The sequence below is a fragment of the Pseudanabaena sp. PCC 6802 genome (assembly GCF_000332175.1).
Lineage (GTDB): Bacteria > Cyanobacteriota > Cyanobacteriia > Pseudanabaenales > Pseudanabaenaceae > PCC-6802.
The window spans coordinates 582,726-601,405 of record NZ_KB235910.1 but is presented as its reverse complement, the minus strand read 5'-3'; the positions used below and the strand labels follow the sequence as shown (position 1 = coordinate 601,405).

Annotated in this window: 18 protein-coding genes; 11 read left to right on the top strand and 7 right to left on the bottom strand. The window is 47.0% G+C overall.

All coding sequences use genetic code 11. From position 1 onward, the window contains the following. The first annotated feature begins 42 nt into the window (after window positions 1–42). The 3 genes from thrB to PSE6802_RS0102990 all read left to right on the top strand — a co-directional run bounded on the left by thrB (window position 43) and on the right by PSE6802_RS0102990 (window position 2,470). On the top strand, window positions 43–951 hold the full coding sequence (gene thrB / locus PSE6802_RS0103000; RefSeq protein ID WP_019498583.1) for a homoserine kinase: 909 nt from the start codon (window positions 43–45) through the stop codon (window positions 949–951). A gap of 98 nt (window positions 952–1,049) precedes the next feature. Continuing rightward, window positions 1,050–1,313, top strand: a complete 264-nt coding sequence (locus PSE6802_RS0102995; protein WP_019498582.1) for a hypothetical protein — start codon at window positions 1,050–1,052, stop codon at window positions 1,311–1,313. A gap of 197 nt (window positions 1,314–1,510) precedes the next feature. Further along, on the top strand, window positions 1,511–2,470 hold the full coding sequence (locus PSE6802_RS0102990; RefSeq protein WP_019498581.1) for a Gfo/Idh/MocA family protein: 960 nt from the start codon (window positions 1,511–1,513) through the stop codon (window positions 2,468–2,470). A 7-nt stretch (window positions 2,471–2,477) separates the two neighbouring features. On the opposite strand, the gene PSE6802_RS0102985 is transcribed toward PSE6802_RS0102990, so the two are convergent. Together PSE6802_RS0102985 and PSE6802_RS0102980 are read right to left on the bottom strand one after the other, a co-directional pair. Next, on the bottom strand, window positions 2,478–3,263 hold the full coding sequence (locus tag PSE6802_RS0102985) for an MlaE family lipid ABC transporter permease subunit (protein WP_019498580.1): 786 nt from the start codon (window positions 3,261–3,263) through the stop codon (window positions 2,478–2,480). 151 nt (window positions 3,264–3,414) lie between these two features. Further along, window positions 3,415–4,023, bottom strand: a complete 609-nt coding sequence (locus tag PSE6802_RS0102980; RefSeq protein WP_019498579.1) for a Uma2 family endonuclease — start codon at window positions 4,021–4,023, stop codon at window positions 3,415–3,417. Window positions 4,024–4,329: 306 nt separating this feature from the next. Between PSE6802_RS0102980 and PSE6802_RS30720 the strand changes: the two genes are divergently transcribed. The 3 genes from PSE6802_RS30720 to ligA all read left to right on the top strand — a co-directional run bounded on the left by PSE6802_RS30720 (window position 4,330) and on the right by ligA (window position 7,878). Then, window positions 4,330–5,325, top strand: a complete 996-nt coding sequence (locus tag PSE6802_RS30720) for a Calx-beta domain-containing protein (protein ID WP_019498578.1) — start codon at window positions 4,330–4,332, stop codon at window positions 5,323–5,325. Between the two features lie 146 nt (window positions 5,326–5,471). After that, window positions 5,472–5,744: a SemiSWEET transporter gene (locus PSE6802_RS0102970; RefSeq protein WP_019498577.1), complete on the top strand. Its 273-nt coding sequence runs from the start codon at window positions 5,472–5,474 to the stop codon at window positions 5,742–5,744. A gap of 94 nt (window positions 5,745–5,838) precedes the next feature. Next, the gene (gene ligA / locus PSE6802_RS0102965; RefSeq protein WP_019498576.1) at window positions 5,839–7,878 is read left to right on the top strand and encodes an NAD-dependent DNA ligase LigA; all 2,040 of its coding nucleotides are present in this window, start codon (window positions 5,839–5,841) and stop codon (window positions 7,876–7,878) included. Between the two features lie 201 nt (window positions 7,879–8,079). Here the strand turns inward: ligA and PSE6802_RS30715 are convergent, their stop codons facing one another. The 3 genes from PSE6802_RS30715 to PSE6802_RS0102950 form a co-directional block, all read right to left on the bottom strand. After that, a complete protein-coding gene (locus PSE6802_RS30715; RefSeq protein ID WP_019498575.1) occupies window positions 8,080–8,562 on the bottom strand; it encodes a hypothetical protein in 483 nt (160 codons plus the stop codon). A gap of 35 nt (window positions 8,563–8,597) precedes the next feature. Beyond that, on the bottom strand, window positions 8,598–9,260 hold the full coding sequence (gene rnc / locus PSE6802_RS0102955; RefSeq protein WP_019498574.1) for a ribonuclease III: 663 nt from the start codon (window positions 9,258–9,260) through the stop codon (window positions 8,598–8,600). Window positions 9,261–9,326: 66 nt separating this feature from the next. After that, a complete protein-coding gene (locus PSE6802_RS0102950; protein WP_019498573.1) occupies window positions 9,327–10,844 on the bottom strand; it encodes an Eco57I restriction-modification methylase domain-containing protein in 1,518 nt (505 codons plus the stop codon). 281 nt (window positions 10,845–11,125) lie between these two features. On the opposite strand from PSE6802_RS0102950, the gene PSE6802_RS33075 reads away from it, so the two are divergent. The 4 genes from PSE6802_RS33075 to PSE6802_RS0102925 all read left to right on the top strand — a co-directional run bounded on the left by PSE6802_RS33075 (window position 11,126) and on the right by PSE6802_RS0102925 (window position 15,830). Beyond that, entirely contained in the window at window positions 11,126–11,392 is a 267-nt protein-coding gene (locus tag PSE6802_RS33075; protein ID WP_156815387.1) for a hypothetical protein, read from the top strand. Between the two features lie 270 nt (window positions 11,393–11,662). After that, window positions 11,663–14,110, top strand: coding sequence for a response regulator (locus PSE6802_RS0102940; RefSeq protein WP_019498572.1), 2,448 nt, complete (start codon window positions 11,663–11,665; stop codon window positions 14,108–14,110). Further along, window positions 14,091–14,504, top strand: a complete 414-nt coding sequence (locus PSE6802_RS0102935) for a response regulator (protein ID WP_019498571.1) — start codon at window positions 14,091–14,093, stop codon at window positions 14,502–14,504. The genes PSE6802_RS0102940 and PSE6802_RS0102935 overlap by 20 nt, the downstream gene beginning before the upstream one ends. A gap of 160 nt (window positions 14,505–14,664) precedes the next feature. Next, window positions 14,665–15,830 (top strand): IS3 family transposase gene (locus tag PSE6802_RS0102925; RefSeq protein WP_156815385.1). Its coding sequence is split into 2 segments (ribosomal slippage): window positions 14,665–14,935 and window positions 14,935–15,830, totalling 1,167 coding nucleotides; the frame shifts between segments, so codons are not numbered across the junction. Between the two features lie 72 nt (window positions 15,831–15,902). Here the strand turns inward: PSE6802_RS0102925 and PSE6802_RS30710 are convergent. Both PSE6802_RS30710 and PSE6802_RS27500 read right to left on the bottom strand, forming a co-directional pair. Then, window positions 15,903–17,123: an AAA family ATPase gene (locus PSE6802_RS30710; RefSeq protein WP_019498570.1), complete on the bottom strand. Its 1,221-nt coding sequence runs from the start codon at window positions 17,121–17,123 to the stop codon at window positions 15,903–15,905. 95 nt (window positions 17,124–17,218) lie between these two features. Next, window positions 17,219–18,057, bottom strand: a protein-coding gene (locus PSE6802_RS27500; RefSeq protein WP_156815411.1) for an IS5 family transposase whose coding sequence is annotated in 2 segments (ribosomal slippage) — window positions 17,219–17,709 and window positions 17,709–18,057 — 840 coding nt in all. Because the reading frame shifts where the segments join, the coding sequence is not laid out codon by codon here. On the opposite strand from PSE6802_RS27500, the gene PSE6802_RS27495 reads away from it, so the two are divergent. Further along, the gene (locus PSE6802_RS27495; protein WP_318655531.1) at window positions 18,056–18,676 is read left to right on the top strand and encodes an IS630 family transposase; all 621 of its coding nucleotides are present in this window, start codon (window positions 18,056–18,058) and stop codon (window positions 18,674–18,676) included. The genes PSE6802_RS27500 and PSE6802_RS27495 overlap by 2 nt on opposite strands. Window positions 18,677–18,680 lie beyond the last annotated feature (4 nt).

Genomic DNA, 18,680 nt, shown 5'->3' with positions numbered 1-18,680 from the left:
TGGAATAATCTTAGATCAGTTCTTTTTACTCTTCACACAAGCATGTCCTCTTATGCGATCGCAGTGCCAGCAACTACGGCAAATCTTGGACCTGGCTATGATTGTTTGGGTGCGGCTCTCACCCTGTTCAACAAATTTGAAATCGCCCTGTCCGATGAATTTCGGATTACCGCCTCCGGTGCAGCCGCTGACAAAATTGCCAAGAACAAAACGAATCTGGTCTACCAAAGCCTGGAACAGTTTTACGAACGCATTGGCAAACCCAAGCCCGTCATCTCGCTTCATGTCGATTTGCAGGTTCCCCTCGCAAGGGGGTTAGGTAGTTCTGCTACCGCAATCGTGGCTGGAATTATTGGGGGAAATTTGTTGGCTGGCTCGCCCCTCAGTCAAAAGGAATTATTGCAACTGGCGATCGATATGGAGGGGCATCCCGATAACGTCACTCCAGCCATGTTGGGTGGCTGTCAGTTGATTGCCTCTGCTAAGTGCGGCGGCTGGGAATTTTGCGCGTTGCCGTGGCACAAAGATATTGCGATCGCGGTGGCAATTCCTGACTTCGAGCTACCTACAGCCAAAGCTCGTCAGGTAGTACCCAAGGAAGTTGCGCTTAAGGATGCCATTTTTAACGCCTCTCATCTCGCCCTCCTCGTGCAAGCCTTAACCAGTGCTAATCCCTCCTGGTTGCAGTCTGCCCTCCAGGATAAACTACATCAGCCCTACCGCCAGAGTTTAATTCCTGGCATGGAAGCAGTGCAAGCCGCCGCGATCGCCGCCGGAGCGCATGGCGTTGTCATCAGTGGTGCGGGGCCGACCCTATTGGCTTTGGGCAGTGCGGGACAGATTGAAGCGATCGCCGAATCTATGGTTAAAGCCTGGGGGCAGGTTGGCGTTAAAGCAACTAAAAAATGCCTGAGTATAGCTAAGCAAGGTACAACTTACACGAGTCTCTAAGGCTTGCTATGATTACTCTATAAGCTAGCTAACAGCTAATAGCTAACAGCCAACAGCTAACTTTTTTGTTCAGAGATTTCTGATTAATTATCTAAACTATGACTAAGTTCCAGTTCTTTCTGATTTCATCGCTTGTTGCCTCCGTTGTCTGTCTGCTAGTCGGCAGCCGCGATGGTAACTCCTTGGATACGATTTTCCCGATCGCTACTGTTATAGCCCTGGCAAGCGTATGCAATCGCTACATTTCGGAAATGACCTGGAATAAGATTGCAGTTTGGGCAAATACAATTACAGGCAAGCGCATTTTTCGCGTCAAAGTAAAAGTCAAGCGCCTGCCCCCTTCTAAGTTGAATCGGCTTTAGAAGGCTAGGGATTGGCACAAATGTCATCTCCCCGTAGGATGCCGTTAGTGCCAGCGTAACGCATCAGAGCACTCAATCTGGTTGACTGATTGGATCTGGCAGGTTTAGTAGAGCCGTTATTAGCTCACTGTAAGGCTTTCAGCCAAACCTGCCCCCTACTGAACATTTATACCCTTGAACTTTAGGAATAACTACAATTGAGAATTGGTATTGTTGGTACGGGTTTCGTGGCAAAGCTCCGCGCAGAGATTTTTTCACAGGATGAAAGGGTACAACTCAAAGCGATCGCTGGCAACTTCACTAAAGCCCAAGAACTGGGGCAAATGTTTGGTATGGATGCCCACGAGTATTGGTCTGACCTGGTTGTCCGACCCGATCTCGAAGCGATCGTTGTCGCCACGATCAATCGCGAGCACAGCACCGTAGTATCCAAAGCATTGCTAAGCGGCAAACACGTAATTGTCGAATATCCCCTCTCTTTTAGTCTGGCAGAGGCAACGGAACTGGTGCAGTTAGCCCAGCAAAAGCAACTCATGCTGCATGTCGAGCATATCGAACTGCTTGGCGGAGTCCACCAGGCGGCTGTAGAAGCACTACCTAGAATTGGCAAGCCTTTTTATGCGCGCTATGCCACCCAAAACCCGCAAACGCCTGCCCCTGAAAAATGGACTTACATGCCGGATTTATTTGGATTTCCTCTCATCGCAGCCGTATCGCGCATTCATCGACTTACCGCCATGTTCGGGCAAGTGCGCTCTGTTTCATGCCAACTGCGCTACGAAGGGGGAAATTTACCCAAGCAATTCACTGCCTGCGTTTGTAATGCTCAACTACAGTTCGATAGCGGTTTGATTGCTGATGTCGGCTACAGTAAAGGCGAACATGTCTGGAAGCCCGAGCGCTCTCTGGAAATTCAGGGCAGCCAAGGAGCAATAATTTTTGAGGCGGAAACCGGAAAATTGATTGCCGCTAACGGGGAAGAAACCTTGCCAGCAGGGCCTAGTCGAGGATTATTTAAAAAAGATACCGAAAATGTCTTGTCACATCTATTTAACGGCACGCCCCTCTACGTCACGCCTGCCAGCGCCTTACATGCCCTAGCAGTTGCCTGTGCTGCGGAAAAAGCCGCCAGGACGAATCAGGTAATCGATGTCTAAAATGTTCTTAATTGACCGCGCCTGCTACCGATGAGAGTGCGTCACTGTAGAGAATCCAGGACATAAAGAAATTAGAGGCAAAAATCGCTAATAATGCCGTTACGACTGCTGTGGTAGTCGATTCACCTACACCCTTAGCGCCACCCGTCGTAGTTAGCCCCCAGTTAGTTCCAATCGTAGCAATTAAAACTCCAAATACTCCCGCTTTGACGATCGCCGTAATTACATCCCAGGTTTTGAGAAAGGTCTGAACCGAATCTAAAAATACCGATTGTGGAATGCCATACAGAGCCTCAGAGATAAATAAACCTCCGGTCATACCTGTAATCAGCGATAGAATTGTCAACACTGGCATCATCAACACGCAAGCTACAATGCGAGGTGTCACCAGATAGTCAATGGGATTAGTTCGCAGCATGTAGAGCGCATCGATTTGCTCGGTTACCTGCATCGTACCAATTTCCGCTGCAAATGCCGACCCAACCCGACCCGCAATCACCACAGCGGTAAGCGTCGGCGCTAGTTCTCGGGTAAGGGCGATCGCCAGGACACCCCCAATCGCCTGCTGTGCCCCAAAATTAATAAACTCTTTCGCCACTTGAATCGTAAACACGCCACCCACAAAACTAGCGGTGATTAGCGTAATTATCAGCGATTCCGTCCCAACCACCGACATCTGTTCTACGCTGTTACGCCAGTGCAGTCGCCGCTCGATCAGAACGTGAAAGATTACCTGTCCGAACAGAAAAAAAGTCTGGATGAGTTTGACAAACCAATTGCCTAAGCTTTTCATACGATCTAGATTTACCGGCCTATCGCTGCCTAGGATAGCATTGAGTTCGCAGCACCAGTTAAGGGATTTGCTCAGAAATAAAATACCAGCGGCGCGTTACGGCTAGCGCCTAATACGCCCTACGGTTGGGACATTATTTGTTGACAATTCCCTAAGCTTTAAGAATTTGCTCAACTGTGAGTGCTAGTTCTGGAAAGGTCGGAGATACAATGCGATCGCTATTTTGAAACCGAGTAAACTGATACTTTCTTTCGGCATCCAGGGTAAAGACCAAAACGGAAGGTTCTTTGGGGTTGCCCAGGTAAGTTCGACTGCCCAGAGCTAAATAATCAACAATCCAATATTCGCAAATACCTAAGCGTTCATATTCATCAAGTTTGTCAATATAATCATCTTCCCAATTGGTTGAAACCACCTCAACCGCAATTTGAATTGGTTCTCGTATACCTCGATGATTCAGGCGTTCAGAGCGCCAAACATTGCGATCGATTACACTCACATCAGGATTTCTGCCTTGCTCTTTACCTTGTTTATTGGTGGTAAGCAGTACGATCGCATTATTGACTACGTAATTCATCCCCAGGCGATCGATCTCGCGATCGAAGCTTTTTTGAATTAACCCAGCGACATCATAATGTCTTCTTGTTGCTAAAATTCTTACCATCTTGCCATCCACAAGTTCGTAGCGACCATCTTCAGGACATTGCGCCAAAAATTGCTCAAAATTTAGGTCTTGTTGTAATTGAGTAACTGCAATCATAGTTTTGCTCAAAAAAACGCTTGAATCGATCCTAGCAGTTTGGGGTGGTTGTCAAAAGCTAGAAGCAGCAAAGAAACTGTAGGAAACTTGAGTCAGATATTCTACAACTGGCAATTAATATTGCCGGAAAATGCAATTAACTTTGCAGTTAAAGTCGGATTTAACAAGATGTAATATGCAGAAAAATCATCATTTTCGTGATGACTAAAACTACTGTTTTTAGGGTAGTATTCTAGTCACTTCTGTAAGAATTTTTAACTGACAGATTTAGGTTTAGACAAATTGTGTGTTGAGGAGTGAAGCTTTATGGGAACTATAGGTTTTGGTAATACCGTCGTTATAAACGTAGACGAGAACGTTGGTTCAGTTACTATTCCCATTCTCTACAGTGGCGATCTGTTCCCAGCAGTAGACGACCAGGGGAATACTGCAAAAGTAACCATTACCTACGGTACGAGAAACGGGACTAATACAAATGCTGCCACTGAAGGACAAGATTATCTGGCAATTGCCAGAGAGTCATCAATAAGCTTTCCTCAAGATCCCGATCCTAGGAGCATCCCTGTTACGATCCCAATCATCGACGATACGGATGCAGAAATTACCGAGAGTTTTGTCTTAGACATCATAAGTATTAATGGAGCTTCAGGAGCTGGAACGCGGTCTGTAGTTATCAATATCCTAGACAATGATAGCGGGCAAGGCGCGACTGTGCCGCCTGGATCTAACCCCACATTTGGGCCAGAAGCCCCGTTCTTCCCAACGTTTGTTGATGGTAATAACGAAGTTGTCGGTACGGGTGGGAACGATACGCTCTATGGCGGCAAGGGAAATGACTCGTTGACTGGGTTATTTGGGAATGACACGTTATATGGCGGCCAGGATCAGGACGTATTGTTTGGCAACGACGATAACGATTTTCTGTTTGGCAATAAGGGAAATGACAACCTCTTTGGTGGAGAGGGAGATGATATTCTCTACGGCGGTCAGGGGAACGACACCATCTATGGCAATGATGGTAATGATTTCCTTGCTGGTGATATCGGTGTTGATGTCTTAGCTGGCGCGGGTGGCTCGGACAGATTCGCAATTCAGGCAGGTAAACAAACCGACTATGTGGCAGACTTTACTGTGAGCGAAGACCTCTTGGCGCTAACAGGTGGATTGCAGTTTGGAGACATTTCAATTTTCCAAAGCGGTAACGACACCGTACTCAGGCTAAACTCTAGCGGCGAAGATTTGATGGTGTTGGTTAATACGCAAGCTTTCCTGGTGACTGGAACGAGTTTTATCACCGTGTAAGTTAAGTCTGCTCCCAACCACAAAGTTTCAACCTAATAAATCCCCCATTGCGTTTTTTCATGAAAGGTGCGGTGGGGATTTCTCGCGTCTGTCTAATTTACTTTAGAGAATTGGTATTATAGCTCTACGCGATCTGGTTTGACATGATGGAATTTAACTACATAACTACTCTAGGTTTAGTAGCAGGAGTCCTCACTACTCTTGCCTATTTGCCTCAGGTGATTAAAACTTGGAAATCTAAATCGGCGCAAGATCTCTCCTGGAGCATGTTGATCGTACTCTGTATCGGCATTGTGCTGTGGCTGGTTTATGGCTTCTCAATCCAAGATATTCCCATCATTGCAGCTAATGTGGTGACTCTAATACTTGCCTCAATAATTCTAGCGCTCAAGATTAAATATCAAAATGGCGCAAGCTGACACTTCGTGGGGACAATGCCCCCACACACTCCATCCGTAACCTCAACAATTTAAATTGGAATAGGCACGGGCAAACAAGCAAAGAGGATGTGCTATGGGACAAGAAATACCCCCAACCCCCAACCCCCAACAGCGAGTCCAGGATCTGCAAAAGATGCTCCAGGAGGCTAGCTATGCGTATTACGTCCTCGATGCACCTAACATGGAGGATAGCGTCTACGATCGCTTGTATCGAGAGCTGCAAGACCTTGAAGGCCAGTACCCAGAGCTAATTACCCCCGATAGCCCCACGCAACGGGTTGGCGAGAAACCTGCCTCGCAATTCGTGTCGGTACGGCATCATATTCCGCTCTATAGTTTGGAAAACGCTTTTAGTAGCGATGATATGCAAACCTGGCAAGAACGCTGGCAAAAGGTGATGCCCGATGCCAATGCCGAATATGTATGCGAACTCAAAATTGATGGTTCGGCGATCGCACTAACCTACGAACATGGAATATTGGTGCGCGGTGCGACCAGGGGCGACGGCATTGCAGGGGAAGATATTACGCAAAACGTGAAAGCCATTCGTTCCATTCCCCTCCGACTCCAATTGGACAATCCACCCCCTCGCCTGGAGATACGCGGCGAGGCCTTATTACCGCTCGGCAGTTTCGAGCAAATCAACCGATCGCGATCGCAACAGGGCGAGCCACTATTTGCCAATCCCCGTAATGCGGCAGCGGGAACGTTGCGCCAGTTAGACTCCCGCATCGTGGCTAGGCGCAAATTGGATTTCTTTGCTTACACCTTACATATCGAAGACGTTCCTGGTAATCTGAACTTGTCTTTCCCCACACAGCAATGGCAATCCCTAGAGTTTCTGCATCAAATCGGATTTAAGGTCAATCCCCATCGCCAGCTTTGCCGGGACTTGAGCGCGGTGCAAGCCTTTTACGATCGCTGGTCTACAGAACGCCACAACCTGCCCTACATGACCGATGGCATGGTGGTTAAAATCAACTCCTTAACTTTGCAAACCGAACTGGGCTTTACACATAAGTTTCCTCGCTGGGCGATCGCTTGGAAATATCCCGCTGAAGAAGTGCCCACGGTAGTTAATGCCGTTACCGTCCAGGTCGGGCGTACGGGAGCGCTTACACCCGTGGCAGAACTATCACCAGTTCAACTCGCAGGTACTACCGTATCGCGGGCAACTCTGCATAATAGCGATCGCATCGCTGAGTTGGATTTGCACGTTGGCGATACGGCGATCGTGCGCAAGGCGGGGGAAATTATTCCCGAAGTGGTGCGCATCCTCGCGGATCTCCGTCCTGCTGGCGCTGTACGTTTTCAGATGCCCACCCATTGCCCAGAGTGCAATTCCCCCGTAGTGAAGCCTGTTGATGAAGCCGTGACGCGCTGTGTCAATCCCACCTGTCCTGCGATTGTCAGAGGGGCGCTCGAGCATTGGGGCAGTCGGGATGCGTTGGATATTAACGGTATCGGGGAGAAATTAGTACGGCAGTTGGTGGAGGCAAACTTAGTGCAATCGGTGGCGGATCTGTACGATCTCACCCTAGAGCAATTGCTCGGTTTAGAGCGCATGGGTCAAAAGTCTGCCGAAAAGCTGCTAGCGGCGATCGCCCTATCCAAAGAAAAAAACTGGGCGCGCGTCCTCTATGGTTTAGGTATCCGCCATGTTGGTAGTAGTAACGCGCAACTGCTAGCAGAGCATTTCCCAAGTTTGCAAGCACTGGCAGAATCTACACCGGAGGCGATCGCTTCGGTCTACGGTATTGGTGCGGAAATTGCCCAATCTGTGCATCAGTGGTTCCAATCGTCAGATAATCAGGCGCTGTTGCAAAGACTGCAAGCAACGGGCTTGCAATTTCAAGGTGCGATCGCCCCAGCAGCAACAAAGGGGAATTTAGCGCTTGCAGGCAAAACCTTCGTTATTACCGGCACCCTGCCCACTTTGAAACGAGATGAGGCAAAGGCACTGATCCAACAAGCAGGTGGAAAGGTAACTGATTCCGTGAGTAAAAAAACTGACTATGTTGTTGTTGGCGAGGAGGCTGGTTCTAAATTACAAAAGGCTCAGGCTCTTGGCATTACTTGTATATCCGAACCTGAATTATTGCAATTGCTGTAGCGATTCGACTTTTTTAAGTTATGCCAATTTAAAGTGCGTGTTATAGCGGTTTTCAGATGAAAACGAGAAGGGGGTTTGGGGGCGTTGCCCCCAAGAAGGGGAGGCAGGGCGGTCTTGGGGGTTCCCCGCTAGAGCCACTGCCGTGTTCCACCCCTTCACCCCAAAAATAAAACCCGTTCTCAAGTGAAAACCGCTATATCTTTATTCTTCTTTCTTGCGCTTGGTTTCTTCCTGGCGCTCGGCACTGAAGTTGGATGTACTGCCAGCAAACGAAATCTGACCCTCTAATTTCTTTGCCATTTGCGTTGCGACAATCGATAGATTTTGATGGCGATCGCACCCTTCCACATGCGTAATTGTCCCCACCAGCGATAGTTTATTATCCGTCCACATACCTGTTAGAGGTAAGTTTTCCTGTGGTGTCGATCTGCGTCGAGCGCGATCGGGGGCGATCGATCGCAACGAACCGCTGAGATAAATACCTGATTGCGCAATTTCAAGCTCTAGTGGTTTATCTTTTAAGCAATTGGGCAGACTTAGGGGTTCGATTTTGTACGAGCCGCTAACCTTGGGTGGAGGTAGTAAGTTTTTTTCCCCATAGGACGTGACTGTGCTGAAAAGTGCAACTACAAAGGCGATCGTAATTACATAGAATCTTATATAACTAGAACTAAACTGGCTCATGGTTTCTCCTCTATTACTGTCTGTCAATCTGTCAATTAAGACAGGCGACTCAATGCATCAGTAGCAGCCTGTTTTTCCGCATTCTTCTTACTACGTCCGGTTCCAGTACCATAGCATTTATCTCCTATCCATACTTCCACAGTAAAAACTTTGGCATGATCCTGTCCCGATGCACTGACAGTACGATACTCTGGTAACGAGCCATTAAAATTAGATTGAACCCATTCTTGTAGCTGAGATTTAGCATCGATCGGCGATCGATATTGAGGTGCATTTCTAATTAATGGGGTAAAAACTTGTTCCACATATAACTTGACCGCATCAATGCCAGAATCTAGGAAATATGCCCCAATTATGGCTTCAAAGGCATCGCTAAGAAGCGATGGCGCATCTCTTCCTCCATCTCGTTCTGTGCCTTTACCTATGCGGAGTTTGCTCCCAAGTTCTAACTCCCTGGCTAAATGGGTCAAATTGAGTTCGTCAACCAGAGCAGAGCGCCTTCGCGTTAATTCTCCTTCTGGTAGATCGGGGAAATATTCGTATAGCATTGCTCCTACTAAAAAACCAAGGACGCAATCACCAAGAAACTCTAATCTTTGATTATCGTCTTCGCTCTCTGGCGACTCGTTACTGTACGAGCGATGGGTAAGAGCCTGTAAGAGCAGATTTCTATTTTGAAATTTTGGCAACTCTAGCATCTATTCTCCTTACAATAATCAATCGTTTATACCAGACATCCTGATTTTGAAATTATTACGGGATCGCTACGATCGCGAACAGTAGAGAGAAAGTAACTTTTTTATTTTGCCGGGTTGCGCCCAGTTACGTTTGCCAGCTCCGTTTAATTCGGTTAAAGTTGTTTGAAATTCAGTAGATTGCAACTGCGCTAAAATTTCCTCCGCTTGTGCGCGATCGCGACAGGGTATAAAGGCATGCATGGCCTGGTTCCCCTGCCACGGTTTCCCATCGCAGGTAGAAATTATTGTAGGGTTAAAAATCCTCTCGCCATATGATTCCCACATAACTTTGTAGGGAAGGAATGAGTAGACTCCCACACCCAATAATGACCACCAGTAACCTCGTGCGATCTGCGCTCCCAGTAAGGCTCCTTTACGAGACTGTAGTTGCAAACGATGCTTTAGCAGATAACTCCACAAGTCCGCACATGCCTGCACCTCAGATGCAGTTAGTGGCTTCCCAGTAGCTCTGTTATATGGAATTAATATCCATTTTTGAGCTTCAATATACGCGCGATCGGGCGATCGATGAAACAACTCTTTAGTCGCTAAAGGATATAGGAATTCATCAGGTAGAAAAGCAGGTTTGTCCGCAAAGATATAAATTGCATTTGCGCCACAGGTGTTAGCTCCCTGACGAGGTTGTTGTTCTTTAGGGATATCTACTTTCGACTTTGAGAGCGATAATTTTGGGTACCCTAATGGCTGGGATACTTGTAATATTCTCAGCGGATCGCTAGGGTGGCTGAGGGGAACTGCATGATATTGCTCCCACACTAAGCCGTCACCGCGAAAATATGCAATTGGGAAATTTGGGGCGCGATCGAGATAAAAACTGGCAGCGCAGTAGGCGGTTGAGACGGAATCAAATACTCTTACCCCCACAAAATCCCAGATCTGTTCGATCCGAAAGCTGCGCGTGCCAGCTAGATAGGAGCGAAACCCACGGTGCGCGTCGTCGCCAAAAAATAATGATGATGGGATAAAGAAGAACCCTTTGCCATTCCTGTTTAAAAGTCTTGACAAACATACTTTCAAGATCAGCGCTGACAAATCCATCCTGGATGCCCCTAGCAATACTTGGCGTTTATCCGGCACCAGACCTTCTGCTACAAAGTATGGTTTCAGGATCTCCTTGTAATCTGTTGGTAGGTCGGCAAAATTGATCCAGGGGGGGTTACCTATCAGTATATCTACAGTAAAACAAGGGGGAGAAAGTACTACATCGGTACAAACTATGTTTTTTTCGGGGAAATATAAACCGAACAGGTTGTAAAACTTCTGCTTAAACTCCTCAATTAGCGTTGCTTGGCGTTCGGCAAGAAATAGCCTTGAAATATTCTGATGGTTAAGGCTGTAACCTCGTTTGACAGCTTCGCAGCAAAGCGCGATCGCAAAGGATCCATTGCCTGCCGTAGGGTCTGCGACAGATGCACCCGAATACCATTCGTCTAGAATTTGGAACCGATCGATCAGCCAACATGCCCATTGGGGGGGAGTAAATACTTCCCCAAGGCGATCGAGCCGCGCACGTAAAGTTGGCATAACGCTTCTTAAGTGTTTTAAGTATTATTGACACCCGCTTAGGCATCTATGAAAGTTTTGCACCGATCGGTTAGATTCCTCACAATTTCCTCAAAGTTTATGTCTAAACTATGTAAGAGCTGGTGAGCCTGCCTGCCAAGTAAGTGTGAATGCTCAATTGCTAGCGATCGTAAGCCCAGCCGTTAGCTATTTTAAGGGGGAGGAGCTGCTGATAGCTACTTTTAGCTACATGTATAAGGAAGCAGTGAATGGGATGGAGATAAATACTTAGTAGTAGTTTTATGAGTGATATCGATTTTTTGGCATCCAATTGCAGTTTATGCGCTCATTACGCACCACAAGGACGGCGCGGTGGTTATTGCGGACAACTGAATTCTCTAGTTGAAAGTAAATGGGATGCTTGTCCCTTATTCACAACCCCTTTTACTGCCACCAGTTCTAGTGTGGCTCGCAAAGATAAGTATCAAGAAACGGCTGCTATGTTTTCCGAGTCAGTGCACCGGGAAGCATATATATTAAAAGGCCTTTGGATATTCCGTGGTGCTTGAATTTGTTATAGCCTGGTTGCCTGGTTGCCTGGCAAATCCTGTAAGGGGGGTTTAGCAAGTAAGCAAACGATTGCATACAGAGCTTTTAGGCAAAAAACGCCCCTACGACGAGCTTGGCTGCTCAAAACTTTTGTCAGTCAATGAGTCACTGAGTTTTATGCATACCGCGAGATCTTAATAAAAATGGCTTAAACTGGTTATTGATCTACTTTGTGAATGGGGCAGCAGTAGTACCATTTACAAAGACCATATAGGTTACTGGTAAAGTCCATGAAGATTCTGGTTGTAGAGGATGACGAATTTACTGCGAGTATGCTCAAAACTATCCTCTCCAGACAAAACTATGCTGTAGAAGTTGCTGTAGACGGACAATCTGGTAGAGAGCTAGTAGAAGCATTTGACTACGATCTAGTTTTGATGGACTACGTACTTCCCAAACTAGACGGCATCAATCTTTGTCGTCAGTTGCGATCGCTAGGATACCGAATGCCAATAGTTCTTCTGACGAGTCGCGACAGCGGTCATGATAAGGCAATGGGCTTAGATGCAGGTGCCGATGACTATATTGTGAAGCCATTCGATCCTGAGGAATTAGTGGCGCGCATTCGGGCTTTACTGCGTCGGGGTGGGGCTGCGGTAATGCCCGTTTTGGTGTGGGGCGAGCTCAAATTAGATCCCAGTACGTGTACTGCAAGCTATGGCGATCGGCCTTTGCAACTTACACCTAAGGAATATTCGCTCCTGGAGGTGTTTCTGCGCAACCATCATCGTGTTTTTAGTTGTAGTGCCCTTCTAGATCACATTTGGTCGTATAAGAAACCCCCCAGCGAAGAGGCAGTCCGTACCCAGATTAAAGGACTGCGCCACAAGCTAAAAGCAGTAGGAGCGGATCGAGAGCTGATCGAAACAGTTTACGGGATCGGCTATCGCCTCAAACCCATTGCAGGGGCAGACAACCAGGCAGGGTTTGAGTCCCAGGAACACCCTAACGAACATGCTACAGACAGCAATCCCGATCGCTCTACACGTCAGCAGATCCAAGCAGGTCTATCTAGTATTTGGGCGCGCTTTAAACATAGGGTCAGCGAGCAGGTCGAGACCATTGAGAAGGCCGCAGCCGGTCTAGAGCAACGCGCGCGGAATTTTGAGGATGTTTTAGCCAGCGCGATCGCGGAAAGTCATACCCTAGCAGGTTCGCTGGCGACGTTTGGATTTCATGAAGGTTCCCGCCTATCCCGACAAATCGAACAAATTTTAACGAAAAAAAAGATATTTACCTCGCGCGAAACAGCAGAGTTACAAAACCTGGTAGCTGCTCTAAGACTAGAGATCGGTCGAGATCTACCTCCAGAACATAGGTTAGACTCCGTTAACCCATCTCTCGATGGCAGTACTCTCAGCGATCGCGATCTTCCTTTGTTACTAGTAATTGACCGAGACTTACAGTCGGTGCAGGAATTATCGCTTGAGAGTAACTCTTGGGGAATAAGGGTTGATATTGCCACTAATCTGGCGATCGCTCTGGATAAGATCGAACGACAAACTCCCAGTGTCGTGCTGTTAGATCTGTCGGTTTCCGACTCGATCGCAGATAGTTTGTCCCTTCTCTCTAGTTTGAGCCAGCGTACTCCTCCCATACCCGTACTGGTGTTTAGCGATCGCGGCAATATATCAGAAAGACTGGAGGTAGCAAAGCTAGGTGGGCGCACTTTTCTACGCAAGCCTGCCCAACCCGCTCAGGTGCTGGATGCCGTTTCGCAAATCCTTAGACGCATGGAATCGTTAACTGCCAGGGTTGTAGCGGTAGATGACGATCCGAAAGTACTGGCAGTTTTGCGAACTCTCCTGGAGCCTTGGGGGCTGAAGTTAGTGACACTGAGCGATCCCACCCAACTATTAGAATTGCTGGACGCTTACGTCCCAGATCTACTAATTCTAGATATTGAAATGCCGAATTTAAATGGAATTGAGTTATGCCAGATCGTGCGGAACGACTCGCGTTGGAGTAGCTTACCAATTCTCTTCCTGACTGCCCATACCGATCCGCAGATCGTAAATACCGTATTTGCTGTGGGTGCCGATGATTTTGTCTGCAAGCCGATTGTCGGGCCAGAGCTAGTTACCCGCATTATCAATCGCCTGGATCGCATCAAGCTTATCAAACGCATGGCTGAAATTGACCCGCTCACTAAGGTCGCGAATCGGCACACGTCAACCCAAACATTGGAAGAGTACTTGCATTTGGCGCAACGCAACCAACAGCCGGTATGCTTTGCTATCCTCGATCTGGACTGCTTCAAACAGGTTAACGATCTCTACGGTCATGCGGCTGGGGATTTAGTATTGTGTCATGTGGGGCAGCTATTAAATCGATCGCTCCGCAGCGAAGATTCAGTAGCGCGTTGGGGGGGAGAGGAATTTGCGATCGGTATGTATGGCATGACTAAACAGGATGGCGTGCAAAGATTAACTACTATACTAAATTCATTGCGTAGCGAGAAGTTTACTGCTCCAAGCGGCGATCGGTTTCAAGTAACTTTTAGTGCTGGTGTGGCTCAATATCCTGAAGACGGTTTAGACTTACAGTCTCTATATCTCGCTGCCGATCTGGCTCTCTATCAAGCCAAAAAAGCAGGGCGCGATCGCATATCCCCAACAAATACGGAACCAAAGAAAGAATCTGAGGAGAGGGAATTGTATGTTGGACAAAAAGGTTAAGCGCGTTTTAGTAATTGATAACGAAGAGTATATTCGCGAAGTGGCACAGATTTGCTTGGAAACAGTGGCAGGCTGGGAAGTCATTACTGCCAGCTCGGGGCAGGAGGGTCTGGCGATCGCGGGGGCAGAAAAACCTGATGTAATTTTATTAGATGTAATGATGCCAGGTATGGATGGATTGACCACCTTTCAATATTTACAGAATGACCCTGCCACTAAGGAGATTCCCGTCATCCTGCTGACGGGTAGAGTGCAGGAATCCGATCTGGAATACTATGCCGCCCTGGGTATTATGGCTGCCATCTCTAAACCATTTGATGCCATAGAACTGGCTGAGAAAGTAGCCGCTCCTTTGGGCTGGAGTCTAGCCGAAAAACAGGACGCTAACGTTTAGGTGCTTGGACTGCTCGTTTACTATGGACTCTAAATTCATCGGGCGCAGTCCCTCAACTTTACTTCTTTGTCTGACACCACGCCTTTTTCTTGAGGTGGACCCCAAAAACTGGACAGGGGGTTAAGCTCTGAACCACACAAAATAATGATAGGAGTAGTTCATGAGTAACAAACGCAAGCAGTACAATCCGCAATTCAAAGCGAAAGTTGCCCTGGAAGCGATTCGGGGCGAGAAGACCATCTCGGAATTGGTAAGTCAGTATGAAGTTCATGCAACGCTGATTAACAACTGGAAACGACAGTTGCTGGATGAAGCCATTAGCCTGTTTGAGAAAAGTAGTGGGGCGCATAAAGCTGATGAGAGCCAACAAGCCGAGATTGACGAGTTATATCGTCAGATCGGACAGTTGAAGGTAGAACGGGATTTTTTAGCCAACAGGTCAGCACAGTTGGGGTTGAAGAACGCAAAGCCCTGGTAGTGTCTGACCATTGTGAACTGAGTATGGTGCGGCAATGCCAATTGCTAGGGATTGCTCGTTCCAGCTTCTACTATCAACCGCAAGCACCCACAGAGGAAGAGTTGAGATTGTTAAAGCTGATTGACCAGCAATACTTAGAAACACCATTTTATGGTAGTCGTCGCATGACCGTAGTGCTGCGCCAACAAGGTCATGAGGTGAATCGCAAACGGGTACAACGGTTGATGCGTCAGTTGGGGATAGCAGCGATTTATCCCAAGCCCCGTTTAAGCCAGGCACATCCAGAGCATCAGGTATATCCCTATCTGCTGCGTGGATTAGCTATTACCGACGCCAATCAGGTCTGGTGTACTGATATCACCTATTTGCCAGTACTGAAAGGGCATTTCTATCTCGTGGCAATGATGGACTGGTACAGTCGGAAAGTCTTGTCTTGGCGGATTTCAAACACCTTAGAAGTAAGGTTTTGCATTGAAGCCTTGCAGGAGGCAATTGCTCAGTATGGCAGTCCTGAGATTTTTAACTCGGATCGAGGCAGTCAGTTTACCGCAAATGCCTTTACAGGATGTCTGAAAGCCTCTGGAGTGCAAATCAGCATGGATGGGCGTGGACGGTTTTACGACAACATTTTCATCGAACGGTTGTGGCGATCGCTGAAATACGAGTTGATTTACTTAATCGCTTTCGAAGATGGTATTCATTTGAATAAGGAAGTACGAAAATGGTTTAATTGGTATAATCAAGAGCGTCCGCATCAAGCATTGAATTATCGCACCCCAGAACTTGTTTACTGGGAAAGGCTTTCAGGTAGTGTCTCCACTGGAGAATCATTTCCTAAAACCACTTGATGAGGAAATTAGAGATCTCAATTTCTCAGAGCTTAGAGATCCCTCAAAGTTGTTCAGGCGATTGGGGCCACTTCAATCTTCAGGTAAACAGCCTGCCGAATGCGTTGTGTATATGATTTTTGATGCTAGTTGTTGCGTCGCAAACATATTCATTAAATCTGCTTGTGCATCATAGTGCAGGTGAGTTTCTGCCTCATCAATTAACAAGATTGGTTTTTGATCGGCATGTTCTGCTTCGAGGAAGTTTATTAATGCTACAAATTGGCGTAACCCATCACTGCGATCGTACAGGTTAGTACAGTCTCTTCGCTCATCTTCAATAAGAACATTTAATGTATAATTGTTACTGATTGATAAAGTGACTTTAACTCCTGACTGTGACCACTTGCCTTGAACAACTCTAGTTATTTGATCGTTTGCTTTATTTAAAATAGTTCCAATCCTAGCTTGGTCATTTTTGGAAATAGCACTTTTAAGGTTGGCTAAATCTAAATTTGCTAAATTTGTCAGGTTTTGGAGTGCAGGGGATAGGGAAAAATCAGAGTGAGACAAATTATATGTAGACTCTAATTTACGCTGATCCTCGCTAAAAAGCAGTATTTTGGGAACTCGCGAAATTAACATTTCCTGTGCCCTTTTATTTGGTTCTATGTCCTGTTCACTAGCAATTAAAGAATCTATAGCAGAACATAAGTCATTAAGAATTTGCGATCCTTTTTCCTCATTTTCTAAGGTAAGAGCAGATTTCAATTCATTTAATTTCTGCAATGTATTCCCATCAAGATCTTTATCAGTATTTTCTAATTCATAAATCAGCTTTTCTACTTCCTCTGCAAGGAATTCTTCATTATTGTTAATATCTAGCCCGCTGAGTTCTGTGCTATCTAAAGCTGTTTTCAAACAACTCAATAAATGATGTCGATGTGAGGGATCTCGCTGTATTGAGGGTATAGTGTCATATTCTCTATGCCCATTAGACAACTTGCGAACCCTAAATTGCCTAATGTTGGCACCTTCATATAAACCTGAAAGTACTTCACGATCGCAATCTTCAAGAAGAAAGCAGGCTTCAATTACTACATCATTTTCTTGGATCTCTTTACCACGAGTTAAATCACTTTGCGAAAAAGAATCGTTATGGTTTAGATGTTCTAGAGCTTTGAGGATTGAACTCTTCCCTGCTTCATTCGGCCCAACAATTGCTATATTGCTTCGGCAATGAAAAAGAAAGCATAGGATAATAGAAGTAAAGGCACAAGGAGGTTTGACATGGATAAACCCGATGGCCGACACCTATCGATAGAGACGCAAAATTACCTTCGTCAGCAAGCGATCCGACTGCGAGAGCAAGGGAAACGAGTATGTGATATCAGTAGACCTCTTGCAAATTAGCCAACTGAGGAGCCTTGAGAGCGTTCAAAATTGTAGAGACCAGCAATTAGATTGCAACGCAAACCAAAGCGGTGACGACGATTGCGATAGCGTCCAGATAAGATGCGGAAGATCTTCAAGCGGCGATTAACATGCTCAATGCCAACCCGTTGGCGCGCAAGTTGGCGGTTGAACGCTTTCTGCTCAGGCGTAAGCTGACCACCTTTCGGTTTCTTGTGGGGTAAGCGGCAGTAGAGATGCAGTTTCTGGATGCCTTGATAACCCTTGTCCTGCAAACTCTCGGTTTGAGGATGGAAATGGATGCCAGAAGCTTTGAACAGCTTGAAATCATGCCGTCGCCCCTTGCCGAAAAACGTACAGATAATCTGCCCAGTAAGAGCGTCAATTATGAGTTGACATTTGAGCGTGTGCCCTTTCTGTTTGCCGCTATAAAAGGCACGTTGGTGCCGCTTAGGACGCTCAATGCGAGTTTCAGTCACATCAACGTCGCGACTGTAGGTATCCCAAAGCCCCGCACCAACTGGCGCTTCCCAGGTAGTCGAAAGCGACGTGAGCGGATTAAAGTCTCCTCTACCCAATGCACTATTCGACAAACTGTAGACTCGCTGATGCCCCAACTAGTGGCGATGTGAAAGTAGGTGCGATATTCCCGCCAATACTCGAAGGCAACCAATATGCGGTCTTCTAGTCCGAGTTTAGGCTTGGCTCCAGGTGTTGGCGTTGCTCGCCACTCTGGTTTAAGCACTTTCACAATTGCTTTGAACGTATTAGTCTCGATACCAAATCGACGCTTAAAGTGTGCAGCAGGTAGGGTTTGCGCTATTATATAGTTCATCATCAGGACGCTTTTTCGTTATTGCTATGTCCTGATATTTTCCTATCTTGGGGTTCTTTGGCAACTCAACCTCAACCTAATCTGCAAGAGGTCTAGTGAGTACCTGGGGATTCATCGTAACACGATTAGCGAGTGGTGGTGGGCGTATCAAGATTATGGAGAAGCAGCCCTGTTTCAGCAGAGACGAGGACGAGAGGTGGGGGAAGGGCGAACTTTAAGTGCGGCAGAGGAAGCAACCATTGCGGCGATGCTGCAGGGGCATAGTCCAGAGGATTACCAGATCGAGAGCGCCTTGTGGACTAGACGAGCCGTGCAAACACTAATCGAGCAAGAATTAGGAGTGGAGATGCCGATACGCACAGTGGGGGAATATCTCCAACGATGGGGCTACAGCCCTCAGAAGCCCATCGAACGTGCTTACGAGCAAGACCCCGCCGCCGTGAAACGCTGGTTACAGGAAGAATATCCCGCGATTGAGCGCCAAGCGCAAGCAGAAGGTGCCGACATCGAGTGGGGAGATGAATCGGGACTCAGTTCTGATGAGTATGGGGGGCGAGGCTACGCCCCCAAGGGACATCCGCCTGAAATTCGTCCCGAGAGTGCTCAGATTTTTGTGTAAGCGA